The 12,974-nt window shown below is 50.4% G+C and carries 15 protein-coding genes; 9 read left to right on the top strand and 6 right to left on the bottom strand.

Translation table 11 applies throughout. From position 1 onward, the window contains the following. Nucleotides 1–168: 168 nt before the first annotated feature. The 3 genes from EL216_RS06950 to EL216_RS06940 all read right to left on the bottom strand — a co-directional run bounded on the left by EL216_RS06950 (nt 169) and on the right by EL216_RS06940 (nt 3,234). The gene (locus EL216_RS06950) at nt 169–2,031 is read right to left on the bottom strand and encodes a ribonuclease catalytic domain-containing protein (RefSeq protein WP_085389969.1); all 1,863 of its coding nucleotides are present in this window, start codon (nt 2,029–2,031) and stop codon (nt 169–171) included. Nucleotides 2,032–2,123: 92 nt separating this feature from the next. After that, nucleotides 2,124–3,020, bottom strand: a complete 897-nt coding sequence (locus EL216_RS06945) for a polyprenyl synthetase family protein (RefSeq protein ID WP_085389970.1) — start codon at nt 3,018–3,020, stop codon at nt 2,124–2,126. Continuing rightward, nucleotides 3,004–3,234, bottom strand: a complete 231-nt coding sequence (locus tag EL216_RS06940; protein WP_085389971.1) for an exodeoxyribonuclease VII small subunit — start codon at nt 3,232–3,234, stop codon at nt 3,004–3,006. Before EL216_RS06940 ends, EL216_RS06945 begins: the two co-directional genes overlap by 17 nt. A gap of 128 nt (nt 3,235–3,362) precedes the next feature. Between EL216_RS06940 and EL216_RS11440 the strand changes: the two genes are divergently transcribed. Together EL216_RS11440 and EL216_RS06935 are read left to right on the top strand one after the other, a co-directional pair. Continuing rightward, a complete protein-coding gene (locus tag EL216_RS11440; protein WP_267894210.1) occupies nt 3,363–3,485 on the top strand; it encodes a hypothetical protein in 123 nt (40 codons plus the stop codon). Between the two features lie 102 nt (nt 3,486–3,587). Continuing rightward, on the top strand, nt 3,588–4,127 hold the full coding sequence (locus EL216_RS06935; RefSeq protein WP_085389972.1) for a lipocalin family protein: 540 nt from the start codon (nt 3,588–3,590) through the stop codon (nt 4,125–4,127). Between the two features lie 140 nt (nt 4,128–4,267). Here EL216_RS06935 and EL216_RS06930 read toward each other — a convergent pair whose 3' ends face one another. From EL216_RS06930 to tsaA, 3 genes are all read right to left on the bottom strand, one after another. Then, the gene (locus EL216_RS06930) at nt 4,268–4,597 is read right to left on the bottom strand and encodes a zinc ribbon domain-containing protein YjdM (RefSeq protein WP_085389973.1); all 330 of its coding nucleotides are present in this window, start codon (nt 4,595–4,597) and stop codon (nt 4,268–4,270) included. Between the two features lie 57 nt (nt 4,598–4,654). Then, nucleotides 4,655–5,158: a dihydrofolate reductase gene (locus EL216_RS06925; protein ID WP_085389974.1), complete on the bottom strand. Its 504-nt coding sequence runs from the start codon at nt 5,156–5,158 to the stop codon at nt 4,655–4,657. 168 nt (nt 5,159–5,326) lie between these two features. Beyond that, nucleotides 5,327–6,010, bottom strand: coding sequence for a tRNA (N6-threonylcarbamoyladenosine(37)-N6)-methyltransferase TrmO (gene tsaA / locus EL216_RS06920; protein WP_085390140.1), 684 nt, complete (start codon nt 6,008–6,010; stop codon nt 5,327–5,329). 117 nt (nt 6,011–6,127) lie between these two features. Between tsaA and EL216_RS06915 the strand changes: the two genes are divergently transcribed. The 7 genes from EL216_RS06915 (at nt 6,128) to EL216_RS06885 (ending at nt 12,875) form a co-directional block, all read left to right on the top strand. Next, entirely contained in the window at nt 6,128–6,763 is a 636-nt protein-coding gene (locus tag EL216_RS06915) for a nicotinamidase (RefSeq protein ID WP_085390141.1), read from the top strand. 51 nt (nt 6,764–6,814) lie between these two features. Further along, nucleotides 6,815–7,792, top strand: a complete 978-nt coding sequence (gene waaC / locus EL216_RS06910; RefSeq protein ID WP_085389975.1) for a lipopolysaccharide heptosyltransferase I — start codon at nt 6,815–6,817, stop codon at nt 7,790–7,792. A 224-nt stretch (nt 7,793–8,016) separates the two neighbouring features. Continuing rightward, a complete protein-coding gene (locus EL216_RS06905; RefSeq protein WP_085389977.1) occupies nt 8,017–8,766 on the top strand; it encodes an electron transfer flavoprotein subunit beta/FixA family protein in 750 nt (249 codons plus the stop codon). A 10-nt stretch (nt 8,767–8,776) separates the two neighbouring features. Beyond that, on the top strand, nt 8,777–9,712 hold the full coding sequence (locus EL216_RS06900; protein ID WP_085390142.1) for an electron transfer flavoprotein subunit alpha/FixB family protein: 936 nt from the start codon (nt 8,777–8,779) through the stop codon (nt 9,710–9,712). 169 nt (nt 9,713–9,881) lie between these two features. After that, the gene (locus EL216_RS06895) at nt 9,882–10,490 is read left to right on the top strand and encodes an IMPACT family protein (protein WP_085389978.1); all 609 of its coding nucleotides are present in this window, start codon (nt 9,882–9,884) and stop codon (nt 10,488–10,490) included. Between the two features lie 371 nt (nt 10,491–10,861). Continuing rightward, nucleotides 10,862–12,133, top strand: coding sequence for a phosphoribosylamine--glycine ligase (gene purD, locus EL216_RS06890; RefSeq protein WP_085389979.1), 1,272 nt, complete (start codon nt 10,862–10,864; stop codon nt 12,131–12,133). A 187-nt stretch (nt 12,134–12,320) separates the two neighbouring features. After that, the gene (locus tag EL216_RS06885) at nt 12,321–12,875 is read left to right on the top strand and encodes an L-threonylcarbamoyladenylate synthase (RefSeq protein WP_085389980.1); all 555 of its coding nucleotides are present in this window, start codon (nt 12,321–12,323) and stop codon (nt 12,873–12,875) included. Nucleotides 12,876–12,974: the final 99 nt, after the last annotated feature.

The following is a 12,974-nucleotide window of genomic DNA, read 5'->3' as shown; positions in this document are numbered from 1 at the left end:
GTAGTTGGACGGCACAGGTTTTTTCAGACGGCCTGTGCGGGTGTGTCGATAGCTTCTTTATAAAGCGGTAAATCAAAAATTATAAAAGATTTTAAACGGTTCGGCAGACTTGCCCGGATAAACGGTATCAGGCCGTCTGAAATTGTATTTTCAGACGGCCTCTTCCAACTATGCAACGGTGGGTACGACGGCTTTCAGGTAGTTCAGCGCGATAAACTGTTTGTCTGCGTCCACTTCCGTTACCGACAGCAGCATCTGCGATTTGGGCAGCGCGTCGAACGGAATGCCGGTGGCGCGGGTCACCAGCGGCAGGCCGTCGATACGCACCAAGTCTTCTTTCAACAGCGTGGCTTTCAGCTCTTTGATGTTTTCCTGCTGCACATACACCAAGCTCCAATAGCTTTCCATCTGCCGCTGGAAATCGGCATAGGCGGTATAGGCCGAATCGAAATCGCGCAAGGCGGCAAACAGGTCGGCATCGTTGTGCTCAAACAGCGGCAGGCCGTCTGAAATCAGGCTGATAAGCTGTTTTTGGTTGATGTAGTCGGCGGCGCGGCGCAGCGGCGACGTAAACCAACCGTAATGCTGCACGCCCATGCCGCTGTGCGGTTCGGATTTGGTGCTCATGCGCACTTTGCTGTTGCCGGGCTGCACGCGGAAGAGACCGGGCAGGTGGTTGGCATCGAGCATTTCGGCCCATGTGCTGTTGGCGAGGATCATCATTTCGCTCACCAAAGTGTCGATGGGCGAACCGCGCTCGCGGCGGGCCACGCCTACGCTGCCGTCTGCGTTCAATTCGATGCTGTAATCGTATTGAACGGCGCGCTCCGGCTCGTATTTGCCGCGGGCTTTTTGGCGGGCGACGGCAAATCGGTGCAGCCAGATTAAATCGCGGTGGTGGTTGAACATGGCCTGCCCTTCGGCATCCAAACCGGTTTCGGCGTTGAAATGCGGCTCAATGGCTTGAATACGCAGGTTTTCGGCGATATACACGGCTTCGATTTTATGTTCCGGTGCGCTGATGTTGAAATCGGCATCCACGTCGAAATAAATGCTCACGGCGGGGCGGTATGCACCGGCATCGAGGCTGAAAGAAGCAATCCAGTTGTCGGGCAGCATGGTGATTTTGCCGCCGGGGAAATAGGCGGTGCTCAGGCGTTCCATGATGATTTGCTCGATGGCGCTGCCTGGCGCGACGGCCAGCGACGGGGCGGCGATGTGGATGCCGACGCGTTTGCTGCCGTTGCCCAGATCGGTGAGGCTGATGGCATCGTCGACTTCGGTGGTGCTGTCGTCGTCGATGGAAAACGCCTGCACGTCGGCTTTGGGCAGGTCGGCCAAAGCGGGGATGGCGGTATCGGGAAAGCCGATGCCTTTGGGGAAGTGCTTGATTTCAAAGCCGTCGTAGAGGTATTGCGGAATCGAAGCTACGCCGCCGGTTTGCATGGCGAGCGCGAGCGGTGCGAGTTTGAGGGCGTCGGCGGCTTTGGTGAAGGCTTTGTAGGTGAGTGCCTGTTTGTCGGGTGCGTGCAGGATGGTTTTTAAGTCGGCGGCGATTTCAGACGGCATCTGCCCTTGTTTCAATGCTTCGGCCCAGCTTTCGATTTGCTCTTCCTGCTGCTTTTTGCGCTCGATGGCGGCCAGCGCCTGCTTGAGGGTTTCTTCGGGCGCGGCTTTGAATACGCCTTTGGCCTTTTTGTAGAAGTACATCGGCGCGGCGTAGAGGGCGATCAGGGTGGCGGCCAGCTCGGTTTTGGTGGGCGCGTGGCCGAAATATTCTTCGGCGATGGCTTCGGCGGTGAACTCTTCTTCGCCGCACACTTCCCACAGCAAATCGGTGTCGATGTCGGCAGCTTCGGCTTGGGCTTTGTTCAGGAAGTCGTCGAGCGGGGTGTCGAATTCGACAAATACGTTGGCGGCTTTAACTTTGGTGCGTTTTCCGTGCTGGGTGTCGGCCTGATAGTTGGCATCGTTTTTCTGAACGACGGTAGCCACTTTGAATTGGCCGGATTCTTCGTAAAATATGTTCATAAATCAATCTGGTGTGCTGTGGGGTTGGGTAAAGGCCGTCTGAAACGATTTTTCAGACGGCCTTAATGTCTGTATGGGGTATCGGAACCGCTTCAGTTTTTCCGGGCGGTAACGAATTCGGCCAATAGCCGCAAGTGGGCGGCGTTGGCATCAAACGGTTCCAGTATGGCAACGGCTTCACCGACCAATGTTTCGGCATAGGTGCGGGCTTCAGTTAGCCCCATCAGTTTTACATAAGTGGGTTTGTCGTTGTCGGCATCTTTGCCGGCGGTTTTGCCGAGCGTGGCGGTGTCGGCTTCGCAGTCGAGCACGTCGTCGATCACTTGGAAGGCGAGGCCGAGTTTGCGGGCGTAATCGTCCAGACGTTCGATGTCGCTATCGTTCAAATCGGGGCAGCACAATGCGCCGAGCATCACGGCGGCGCGGATGAGTGCGCCGGTTTTGAGGCTGTGCATGTGTTCCAGCGCGGCTTGCGTCATCGGTTTGCCGACGTTGGCCAGATCAATCGCCTGCCCGCCCGCCATGCCGAGGCTGCCGGATGCTTGCGCCAGCATGCCGACCATTCTGAGTTGGCGTGCGGGCGGCAAGGCCGTGGGGCGGCTTAATACGTCGAAAGCCAAGGTTTGCAGAGCGTCTCCGGTAAGCAAGGCGGTGGCTTCGTCATATTGTATGTGGCAGGTAGGTTTGCCGCGGCGCAGGCTGTCGTTGTCCATTGCGGGCATGTCGTCATGTACCAGCGAATAAACGTGTATCAACTCCACCGCCGCCATCGCCTGCCCTACTGCTTCGACATCGGCACTGCCCAATTCGGAAGCAGCCAGCACCAACAATGGGCGCAGGCGTTTGCCGCCACCGAGGGTAACGTAGCGCATGGCTTGGTGCAGGGTGTGGTGCACCATGTTTTCAGACGGCATCATACGCTCGAGCACCAGCTCGGTTTGCGCCTGTGCTTTTTGCTGCCATGCTTTCAAATCATTCGCTTTGCTCAAGGTTCAGCTCCTTCAGTTCGCCCGCATCCAATACTTGCAGCTTCTGCTCGACTTCGGCGAGTTTGGCTTGGCAGTATTTCACCAGTTCGTTGCCTTCCTGATAGGCGGCAAGCGCGTCTTCCAGCGGCATTTCGCTGCTCTGCATGGCTTGGGTGAGGGTTTCCAGACGTTTGAGCGCGTCTTCAAACGATTTGGGCGCGGCAGATTTTTTCATAAGGCGGTAGGGTTGGATGGAAAAGGCGTTATTGTAGCATTTTTGGGGCGGTTCGGGCTGTTAGCATAGCGATGCAAATGCCGTGGATTGGAATGCGCTAAAGCAAGGGAAAAGGGATTAGAAACAGTATGGCAAACAAACTCATTTGGGATACTAGGGCAGTCGCAGACGGTACAAGCACCGATTACGTTGCCGCTTCGGCGGCTTACAAAACCGCTTTCTTCGAGCTGAGGTGCAGCAATGCCGTATGATCTCGGTTACGGCCGCGACAAGTCCGAGAAATCGTGTTATTCTAAATTTTCTAAAATAATCAAATATTTTAAATGACATCATCACGCAAGCAGGAGCTTAAAATGGCCTTCAGATTTTCTACTTTATTCGGATTGGCGTGTATTGGAGCGTCGGTGCAGGCGGCCGATTTGCCCCCGTTGCAAACGGTTGACCGGGTAGATATTGGCCGGTATGCCGGAACATGGTACGAAATTGCTCGTTTGCCGATGCCTTTCCAAAAGCAATGCGCCGCCAATGTAACGGCCACTTATACGCCCAACCCCGACAATACGGTTACGGTAATCAACCGTTGCTTGAAAGCCGACGGAAATTGGTCGGTTGCCGAAGGGCTTGCCCGTCCGCAAAGTGATGCAAATAACCGGTTGAGTGTTTCTTTTCTACCGAAAGTGTTGCGCCGCCTGCCGTTTGGTAAGGCACCTTATTGGATTATGGCGTTGGATGAAAATTATCGGACTGCTATGGTGGGCCAGCCTGATCGTAAATATCTCTGGATACTGTCGCGTACACCGCAAATCGATGAATCCGTTTATCAAGCCTATCTTAAACTGGCTGCCGAGCAAGGTTATGATTTGTCGGAATTAATCCGGACCAAACAAAATTGAATCATCTTGTTTGAAAGCAGCCGTCTGTTTTAAAAAACGGTGGTTGGAAGCAGTGCCTGCGATGCGGTTGCGACCGAATCGTGAAATGCTTGAGGCCGTCTGAAATAAAGTTTCAGACGGCCTCTTCCGATTTGACCGAATCAGGCTTTTTTCACGAATTCCGATTTCAGATTCATGGCACTGCCGTCGATTTTGCAGGCGATGTCGTGGTCGCCTTCTTGTAGGCGGATGCCTTTTACTTTGGTACCTTGCTTGATCACCATCGAGCTGCCTTTGACTTTTAAGTCTTTAATCAGCACTACGGTATCGCCGTCGGCCAGCGGAGTGCCGTTGGCATCTTTCACCACAAGGCTTTCTTCGGCGGCGGCTTCGCCTTCCTGCCATTCGTGGGCGCATTCTGGGCAGACGAGTTGTACGCCGTCGTGATAGGTAAATTCCGAGCCGCATCGCGGACAGGCGGGGTAAGTCATGGTGTTCCTTTATTCAGATTGTTATGGGTGGTTTGGGGCAGGCCGTCTGAAATTTTTTCAGACGGCCTCTGCGTTTTGGGACCTTTGGTAATGCACGAACGAGTAACGGATGCCGTTGGCGGCAGTGTGGCTTTTGCGGGCGGTTTCCTGCCATTCCGCGCGGTTGAAGGTGGGAAAAAATGCGTCGCCTTCCACGTTTAAATGCACTTCGGTAATACGCAAATCGGTGGCTTGCGGCAGGGCTTGGGTGTAAATCTGCGCACCGCCCATGATGATGATTTCTTCTGCTTCGGGGCATAAATCCAGTGCTTCTTGCAGGCCGGATACGGTTTCCGCGCCTTCGGCAACATAGCCTGTTTGCCGGGTAATCACGATATTGCGGCGGTTGGGCAGCGGTTTTTTAGGCAGCGATTCCCATGTTTTGCGCCCCATCACTACCGGTTTGCCCGATGTGTAGGTGCGGAAAAAGGCGAAATCTTCGGGCAGGTGCCACGGCATGGTGTTGTCGATGCCGATACAGCCGTTGTCGGCACAGGCGGCAATCAGGGTGATTTTTTGCATAACCGTTTTTTATGTGGGTTCAGACGGCTTCATTGTATAGCGAAAGAGGCGGGTTTGTCTGTTCGGACAGGAGATGGCAAATGGTAAAGGCCGTCTGAAAAATCGGATTTCAGACGGCCTTCGGCGGCTTTATTGCAAAGATTCGGCAGAGTCAACCGCCCTGCCCTCTTAATCCGACATTGATTCTACGATGCTGATAATATTGGCGTTTTTTCCTTGTATCTGAAATTTTACTTCGTAGTTGCAGATGGCCATTACATATATCCGCTCGGGAATATCCTGATAGGCGGGGCGCGGGTCTTGGGCGATGCTTTGGGCGATCACTTCGCGTTCGGCGGACGCAAGGTTGCCTGCACCGCTAGCCGGCAGCCAGTTTACGGTCAGCTCTTGCGGTTTTTCGGCGGCAAAACCGCCTGCCGCATCGGGTTTGGCTTCCACAAAAGGAATATACGGTTTGATGTCGATAACGGGTGTGCCGTCGAGCAAATCGGCACCGCTGCAATATAAACGTACGGTTTTACCGGTTTCGATGCGTTCGAGTTTCAACAGCGACAGGCCGATATGGTTGGGACGGTGCGGGCTGCGTGTGGCAAATACCCCCATTTTCTGCTTGCCGCCCAAACGCGGCGGGCGAACGAGCGGCGACCAGCCTTCAGTAATAACATCATGAAAAATAAAACTTATCCATACATAATCGAAAGTATCTAAACCGCGTATGCTGTCGGCGGTGAATTCGCGGTTCAGTTCGATGCATACTTTTGCGGCAGGCACCAGCCCGGGTTGGCGGGCAACGCCGAACTTTTGTTTGTATGGGGAATGTACGGTGGCAATGCTGTGAACGGTATGTTGCATGAGGCCGTCTGAAAAAATAAACACAAGTAAGCATGATAACAGCCGTTATCATGTATGAATACCCCTGTTCAGACGGCCTTTGTTATAATGGCGGCTGCTGGAATCGGAAAGCTGTATATGATAGTGTCGATAGATGTAGATGCACAGAAAACTTTTTCGCCTTTATGCCCCGGCGAATTACCGGTGGCTGAAGGCGATTTGATTGTATCGGAATTGAATGCACAGGCTGCATTGGCGGATTTGCGCGTGATGACTAAGGATGCGCACAGCCCGTCAGCCAAATGGCTGGTGGAAAATCCCACCGATATGCTCAAATCCACCGGTTTGCCGGATGCAGATTTAACATGGGTTTCCCACGCGATGGTCGGCACGAAAGGTTTCGAATTGCTCGACGGTTTACCTGCCGATAAAGAATACGATTATTGTGTATGGAAAGGCATAGACCCTGCGCTTCACCCTTACGGTGCATGTTTCCATGATATTGAAGAAAAACTCAGCACCGGTTTGATCGAATGGCTGCATTACAGAGGGGCGGAGACCTTAATCGTGGGTGGTTTGGCAACCGATTATTGTGTGAAAACAACGGTGTTGCAACTTTTAAAAGGTGGAAACTGGCAGGTAATTGTGAATGCGGCGGCTTGCAGGGGCATTGCTCCCGAAACGGTGGAAGCTGCGTGGAACGAAATGGTCGATAACGGTGCGATTGTGTTGGAAAACGCACGTTCGATTTATGATTATATTAAAAATCAATGAGTTGTTTATGTTTCACGTGAAACGTAAACACATATACGCACGGAAATCTTGATGAAAACGCTGCTTGTGCGACTTTCCAGTATGGGTGATTTAATCCACACATTGCCAGCAGTGGATGACTTGTCGCGTATGCGCCCCGATGTGGAATTGTATTGGCTGTGTGAGGCCGCTTTTGCCGATATTGCCCGCTTGCACCCTTTCGTGAAAGAAGTGCATGTCATGCGCTGGCGGCAATGGCGCAAGCAGTTGAAGCAAAAGGCAACATGGCAAGAGATAGGCCGTCTGAAAAGCAGTTTGCACCATAACCGCTTCGATTTTGTTTTAGACAGCCAAGGTTTATTGAAAAGCGCGTTGTTTGCCAAAACAGCCAATGCGCCGATAAAAGGGTTGGATTTCAATAGCGCCCGCGAGTGTTGGGCTGCGTTGCTGTACAACCAAACGTTTGCTGTGCCTAAAGGAAAAAATGCGGTTTGGCGCAATCGCGCGCTATTTGCCTCGGCTTTCGGTTATGAAATGCCTGCCGAGCAGCATTTCGGTTTGGTTGTGCCCGAAGCAGGCCGTCTGAAAGATTTGCCGTCGCATTATTATGTGGCCTTGCATGCAACTAGCCGCGACAGCAAATTGTGGCCGATTGAACATTGGTTGGCTTTGTCGGAAAAGTTGCACGGGCGTGATGGCGCGGTCGTATATTTGCCGTGGGGCAACGATACGGAAAAGCAGCGGGCTGAAAATATCGCCGGCAAGCTGCCTTTTGTGCGTGTGTGTGAAAAAATGAGCCTGCTGCAAGCAGCTTATTTGCTGGACAATGCAAAAGGCGTAATCGGCGTAGACACCGGCCTGCTACATTTGGCGAATGCGTTGGATAAACCGGTTGTCGGTATTTATACTGATACCGACCCGCTGCAAACCGGTGTGCAAGTTTCTGCATGGGCGAAAAATCTGGGTAATATCGGCAAAATCCCTAGCACCGATGATGTTTATCATGCCGTATTGCAATGTATGTCGGCAAAAGCGAATAGTGCGGATTAGATTTGCGGTTTTTGTCGGAACATTGATGCAGCCTTAAAATGGCTTAAAATCCCGTAAAAGCTGAAGAGTAATTGCTTTAATCGGGTATAATGTGAGGCCGTCTGAACAATAAATGCGTGGTTTTTACCAAGAAGGTTGGCAGAAGCCTGTTTGGTAAAAACTATGTTTTTAAGATTGATGATCAAATAATTATTGCCGGATCGCTCCGGCTTCAAGGAGATTTCATGAAAGCACTGGTCGCCGTAAAACGCGTGGTGGATTACAACGTAAAAGTCCGCGTGAAAACCGACGGTTCGGATGTGGATATCGGCAACGTTAAAATGTCGATGAATCCTTTTGACGAGATTGCCGTAGAAGAAGCGGTTCGTTTGAAAGAAGCAGGCAAATTGGCTGAAATCGTGGCGGTATCGTTGGGTGGTAAAAAATGTGAAGAAACCTTGCGCACGGCTTTGGCGATGGGTGCAGACCGTGCCGTGCATGTGGAAACCGACGAGAAGTTGGAGCCGTTGGCGGTTGCCAAGTTGCTTAAAGCCGTGGCTGAGAAAGAGCAACCCCAGCTTCTGCTGCTGGGCAAACAGGCGATTGACGATGATGCCAACCAAACCGCACAAATGCTTGCCGCCCTTTTGAACGCACCGCAAGGCACGTTTGCCAGTAAAGTGGAATTGGGCGAAAAAGAAGTGTTGATTAAGCGTGAAATAGACGGTGGCGAGGAAACATTGGCCTTGAGGTTACCCGCTATTATCAGTGCGGATTTACGGTTAAACGAGCCGCGTTTCGTGAAGCTGCCCAATATCATGGCCGCTAAGAAAAAACCGCTGGGAAAAACTACGCCGGCAGAGCTGGGTATTGACATTGCCCCGCGTTTGAATGTGGTAAAAGTGGCGGAACCCAAGGCGCGTCAGGCAGGCGTGAAGTTGGCGGATGTTGCCGAATTGGTTGAAAAATTGAAAAACGAAGCCAAAGTGATTTAAGGGGATGGAAATGAGTGTATTGATTATTGCAGAGCACAACAACCAACAGTTAAACCCCGCTACCCTTCACGCAGTAACGGCGGCTGCGAAACTGGGAGAAGTTCATGTTTTGGTGGCAGGTTCCAATGCCGTTTCAGTTGCGGATGCAGCCAAGCAAGTAAAAGGGGTTGCTAAAGTATTGCTGGCCGATGCCCCCCATTACGGTGAAGGTTTGGCGGAGGAAATTGCTCCTCTCGCGGTAAAACTGGCTGCCGATTACCGTTATATTGCAGCAACGGCTACCGCATTCGGTAAAAATCTGCTGCCACGCATTGCCGCCCTACTTGATGTGCCGCAAGTTTCTGATTTAACGGAAATTATTGATGGTAAAACATTCGTTCGTCCGATTTATGCCGGCAATGCTTTTGAAACCGTGCAAAGCGACGCGGCAAAATTAGTGCTGACTTTCCGTGCTACCGCGTTCGATGCGGCGGAAAATACAGGTGGCAACGCAGAAGTGGCTCATACCGAAGCATTAGCTGCCCAAAATCTGAGCCGCTTTGTAGGAAGAGAATTAACGCAATCCGGCCGTCCCGATTTAACGCAAGCCAAAGTGGTGGTGTCCGGCGGCCGGGCATTGGGTAGTGCCGAGCAGTTTCAAGCGGTATTAACGCCGCTGGCCGATGCTTTAGGGGCGGCAATCGGTGCTTCACGAGCTGCGGTTGATGCCGAATATGCACCGAATGATGTACAGGTTGGCCAAACCGGTAAAGTGGTTGCGCCGCAGTTATATATTGCGGTCGGTATTTCCGGAGCAATTCAACATACTGCCGGTATGCAAGACAGTAAAGTTATCGTAGCCATTAATAAAGATCCTGATGCGCCGATTTTCAATGTGGCTGACTATGGCTTGGTCGGCGATTTGTTTGACATTGTGCCGAAGCTGACCGCTGCTTTGAAAGATTAAGCAAAAGTGTTTCACGTGAAACATATTATATTATTGGATTAAACCGACAAAACTTTATACGGTTATTCGTATAAAGTTTTGTTTTTTTATTTCAGACGGCCTGATTTTTTTATAAAACCATCTTCGAGTTTAGTTATTGAAGGCCGTCTGAAAATGCGGAAAAGAAAAAATGACTGCTGCCGTTTATAAGACAATCACTGGGCCGGTTCAGGCTGAATTTAAAGATAAGGGGAGCCGTTTCATTGCTTTTGCTTATCCTATTCAATCTGCGGCGGAGGTAAAGCGGTATGTTGAATCTTTGCGTGAGGAACATCATAAAGCCCGGCATTGGTGCTATGCCTATCGTTTGGGCGTAGATGGTACCCAATTCAGGGCTAATGATGATGGAGAGCCTTCCGGCAGTGCAGGTCGCCCTATTCTCGGGCAAATAGATTCTGCCGAATTAACCGACGTGTTGATCGTGGTGGTGCGTTATTTTGGCGGCACGTTATTGGGTGTGCCCGGATTGATTCACGCCTATAAAACTGCTTCCGCAGAAGCGCTGAAAATAGCAGAAATGATTGAAAAGAATGTCGAAAAAACGGTTTGGCTGCGTTGCGAATACCCGAATTTAAATGATGCTATCCGAATTGCCAAGCAGCATCGCGCCGAAGTGGTTGAGCAGGATTTGCAGTTGGATTGCCGCTTAACCGTAAAAATCCCGTTAGCCCAATATAAATCGTGTGTCGCTGCATGGAGGCATACCCGATTGATTGATGTACAAGATGAGGCATTTTAAGTTTTGTTATATGTTTTATGGCCCGGAACTTAATATTTGTCGTATAGATCGGTTTGATGTTTTGCGTCGAATATTAAACTATAGAAATGGTTCTGCGTTATTGCTTAAGAGGCCGTCTGAAATGTTTTAAACTTTATCGGGAAACGTTGCGAGCGGCTTTGTTTTTGCTCAGGCCAGCAGATTAAATATATTGATAACACAAATATTTTGTTTTCAAGTTAATCGCCTAGTCAAAATAAGGCCGGCCATATCGTCATACAGAAAAATCGGAAAGTAAGATATTAGAACTATTCGGTTATTTGGGCATAAATTAGGCTATAATCCGACAGCTTTAATACCTATTTTAATCGGTTTTAATGGAAGGAAAATCCATGAAATTACTCGTTATCGGCAGTGGTGGGCGCGAGCATGCGTTGGCTTGGAAGTTAGCCCAATCGCCTAAAGTAGAAACCGTATTTGTAGCACCCGGCAATGCAGGAACAGCGTTGGAACCGAAGCTGCAAAATATTGTGTTGACCGCACATGCCGATTTGATTAATTTTTGTAAGCGTGAAAATATTGATTTTACCGTGGTCGGCCCCGAAGCACCGTTGGCGGCCGGCGTAGTGGATGATTTCCGAGCCGCCGGTTTGAAAATTTTCGGCCCTACCCGTTATGCGGCTCAGTTGGAAAGCTCGAAAGATTTTGCCAAAGCATTTATGGCGAAATACGGTATTCCTACCGCCGGATATCAGACCTTTGAAAATGTGGAAAAAGCACACCGATATGTAGAGGAAAAAGGTGCGCCGATCGTGATTAAAGCCGATGGCTTGGCTGCCGGAAAGGGTGTGATTGTTGCTATGACTTTGCAGGAAGCCCATGCTGCGATCGACGATATGCTGCTCGGTAATAAGATGGGCAATGCCGGAGCCCGAGTGGTGATTGAAGAATTTTTGCAAGGCGAAGAAGCAAGTTTTATCGTGATGGCTGACGGTATCCATGTGCTGCCGATGGCTACCAGCCAAGACCATAAACGGTTGTTGGACGACGATAGAGGCCCCAATACAGGCGGGATGGGTGCATACAGCCCTGCGCCGGTGGTTACGCCGGAAGTATACGAGCGGGCGATGAATGAAATTATTTTACCGACTATTAACGGTATGAAGGCCGAAGGCCATGAATTTACAGGTTTTTTGTATGCCGGTTTGATGATCGATAAAGGCGGTGCTCCATTTACCATTGAATTCAACTGCCGTTTCGGTGATCCCGAAACCCAGCCGATTATGAGCCGTTTGGATAGTGATTTTGTGGATTTGATAGAAGCCGGGATTAACGGTAAATTGGATGGTGTTAAAGCCGAATGGAACCCGCAAACAGCCGTCGGCGTAGTGGTGGCTGCCGAAAATTATCCGGAAACGCCGAAAAAAGGCGATGTGATTTCGGGTTTGGATGCTGCCGGAAAAATCGGTAAAGTGTTTCATGCAGGCACATCGGCAAATGAGAAAGGCGAAACGATAACCAATGGTGGGCGTGTTTTATGCGTGGTCGGTTTGGGTGATGATGTTGCTGCCGCGAAAAATAAAGCGTATCGAGCATTGGAAAACATTCATTTTAGCGGTATGCAGTATCGCAAAGATATTGCCGATAAAGCCATAAAACGTTAATGATATAGGCCGTCTGAAAAGTTTCAGACGGCCTCCCCCAATATTTGCCTGCCGGAATAGGCATATTTGCCTTTTTTGTATCCGTATCGCATCTATGATTGGGCGATAGTACCCATATGCTCCCGATAGCCTTCAAAGAAATCAACTGCTTTACCGCAGTATTTTCAATCATGATGGAATTTCCCGAATGCCTGCAGCCATTGCCTGTAAAAAACTTATTCATCATTTAAAGCATGGCGGCTTGATCGCTTACCCTACCGAATCTTGCTACGGCATCGGTTGTTTGCCCACACATCCGCATGCTTTAAAAAAATTGGTACGTTTGAAAAAGCGGCCTCAAAACAAAGGCATGATTGTGATTGGCCATAGTTTGGCGCAATTACAGCCGCTATTGGAGAGGCCGTCTGAAAAAATGCTTGCCTTGTTGCAAAACGAATGGCCAGCGCCTAAAACTTTCTTATTGGCTTGCCGCAGCCAAGTGTTGCCGCTTTTGCGTGGAAAAGGGCGCAGTAAACTGGCTGTGCGGGTGCCTGCGCATAATGGGGCACGGCGGTTGTGCAAAATGCTGAATATGCCTTTGGTGTCTACTTCATGTAATCGTGCAGGAAAACGCCCGTGCAAGAGCGAGCGCGAAGTGAGAAAGCAATTTGGTCGGCAGGTATGGGTTGTCGGTGGACGGGTAGGCAGCCGGAAAACTCCCAGCCAAATTATTGACGGCGAATCAGGTGTCCGCTTGCGTTGATTTAAATTTTAATCAAAATAATAACTCTGGGTATATTGTGCATTTTTTGTAGATTATGGTAACAAAGCAATAAACACGGCCGCATTATCATTCAAAGCA

The sequence above is a fragment of the Neisseria animaloris genome (assembly GCF_900637855.1).
Classification (GTDB): Bacteria; Pseudomonadota; Gammaproteobacteria; order Burkholderiales; family Neisseriaceae; genus Neisseria; species Neisseria animaloris.
The sequence above is the reverse complement of the archived record's forward strand: the minus strand, read 5'-3'. Positions and strand labels throughout refer to the sequence as shown.

What these genes read in the sequence shown, in the direction of transcription:
- EL216_RS06950 (WP_085389969.1), bottom strand. Translation starts at nt 2,031, where the DNA reads ATGAACATATTTTACGAAGAATCCGGCCAATTCAAAGTGGCTACCGTC.
- tsaA (WP_085390140.1), bottom strand. Translation starts at nt 6,010, where the DNA reads ATGCAACATACCGTTCACAGCATTGCCACCGTACATTCCCCATACAAA.
- EL216_RS06940 (WP_085389971.1), bottom strand. Translation starts at nt 3,234, where the DNA reads ATGAAAAAATCTGCCGCGCCCAAATCGTTTGAAGACGCGCTCAAACGT.
- EL216_RS06930 (WP_085389973.1), bottom strand. Translation starts at nt 4,597, where the DNA reads ATGACTTACCCCGCCTGTCCGCGATGCGGCTCGGAATTTACCTATCAC.
- EL216_RS06885 (WP_085389980.1), top strand. Translation starts at nt 12,321, where the DNA reads ATGCCTGCAGCCATTGCCTGTAAAAAACTTATTCATCATTTAAAGCAT.
- EL216_RS06925 (WP_085389974.1), bottom strand. Translation starts at nt 5,158, where the DNA reads ATGCAAAAAATCACCCTGATTGCCGCCTGTGCCGACAACGGCTGTATC.
- EL216_RS06900 (WP_085390142.1), top strand. Translation starts at nt 8,777, where the DNA reads ATGAGTGTATTGATTATTGCAGAGCACAACAACCAACAGTTAAACCCC.
- EL216_RS06915 (WP_085390141.1), top strand. Translation starts at nt 6,128, where the DNA reads ATGATAGTGTCGATAGATGTAGATGCACAGAAAACTTTTTCGCCTTTA.
- EL216_RS06895 (WP_085389978.1), top strand. Translation starts at nt 9,882, where the DNA reads ATGACTGCTGCCGTTTATAAGACAATCACTGGGCCGGTTCAGGCTGAA.
- waaC (WP_085389975.1), top strand. Translation starts at nt 6,815, where the DNA reads ATGAAAACGCTGCTTGTGCGACTTTCCAGTATGGGTGATTTAATCCAC.
- EL216_RS11440 (WP_267894210.1), top strand. Translation starts at nt 3,363, where the DNA reads ATGGCAAACAAACTCATTTGGGATACTAGGGCAGTCGCAGACGGTACA.
- purD (WP_085389979.1), top strand. Translation starts at nt 10,862, where the DNA reads ATGAAATTACTCGTTATCGGCAGTGGTGGGCGCGAGCATGCGTTGGCT.
- EL216_RS06905 (WP_085389977.1), top strand. Translation starts at nt 8,017, where the DNA reads ATGAAAGCACTGGTCGCCGTAAAACGCGTGGTGGATTACAACGTAAAA.
- EL216_RS06935 (WP_085389972.1), top strand. Translation starts at nt 3,588, where the DNA reads ATGGCCTTCAGATTTTCTACTTTATTCGGATTGGCGTGTATTGGAGCG.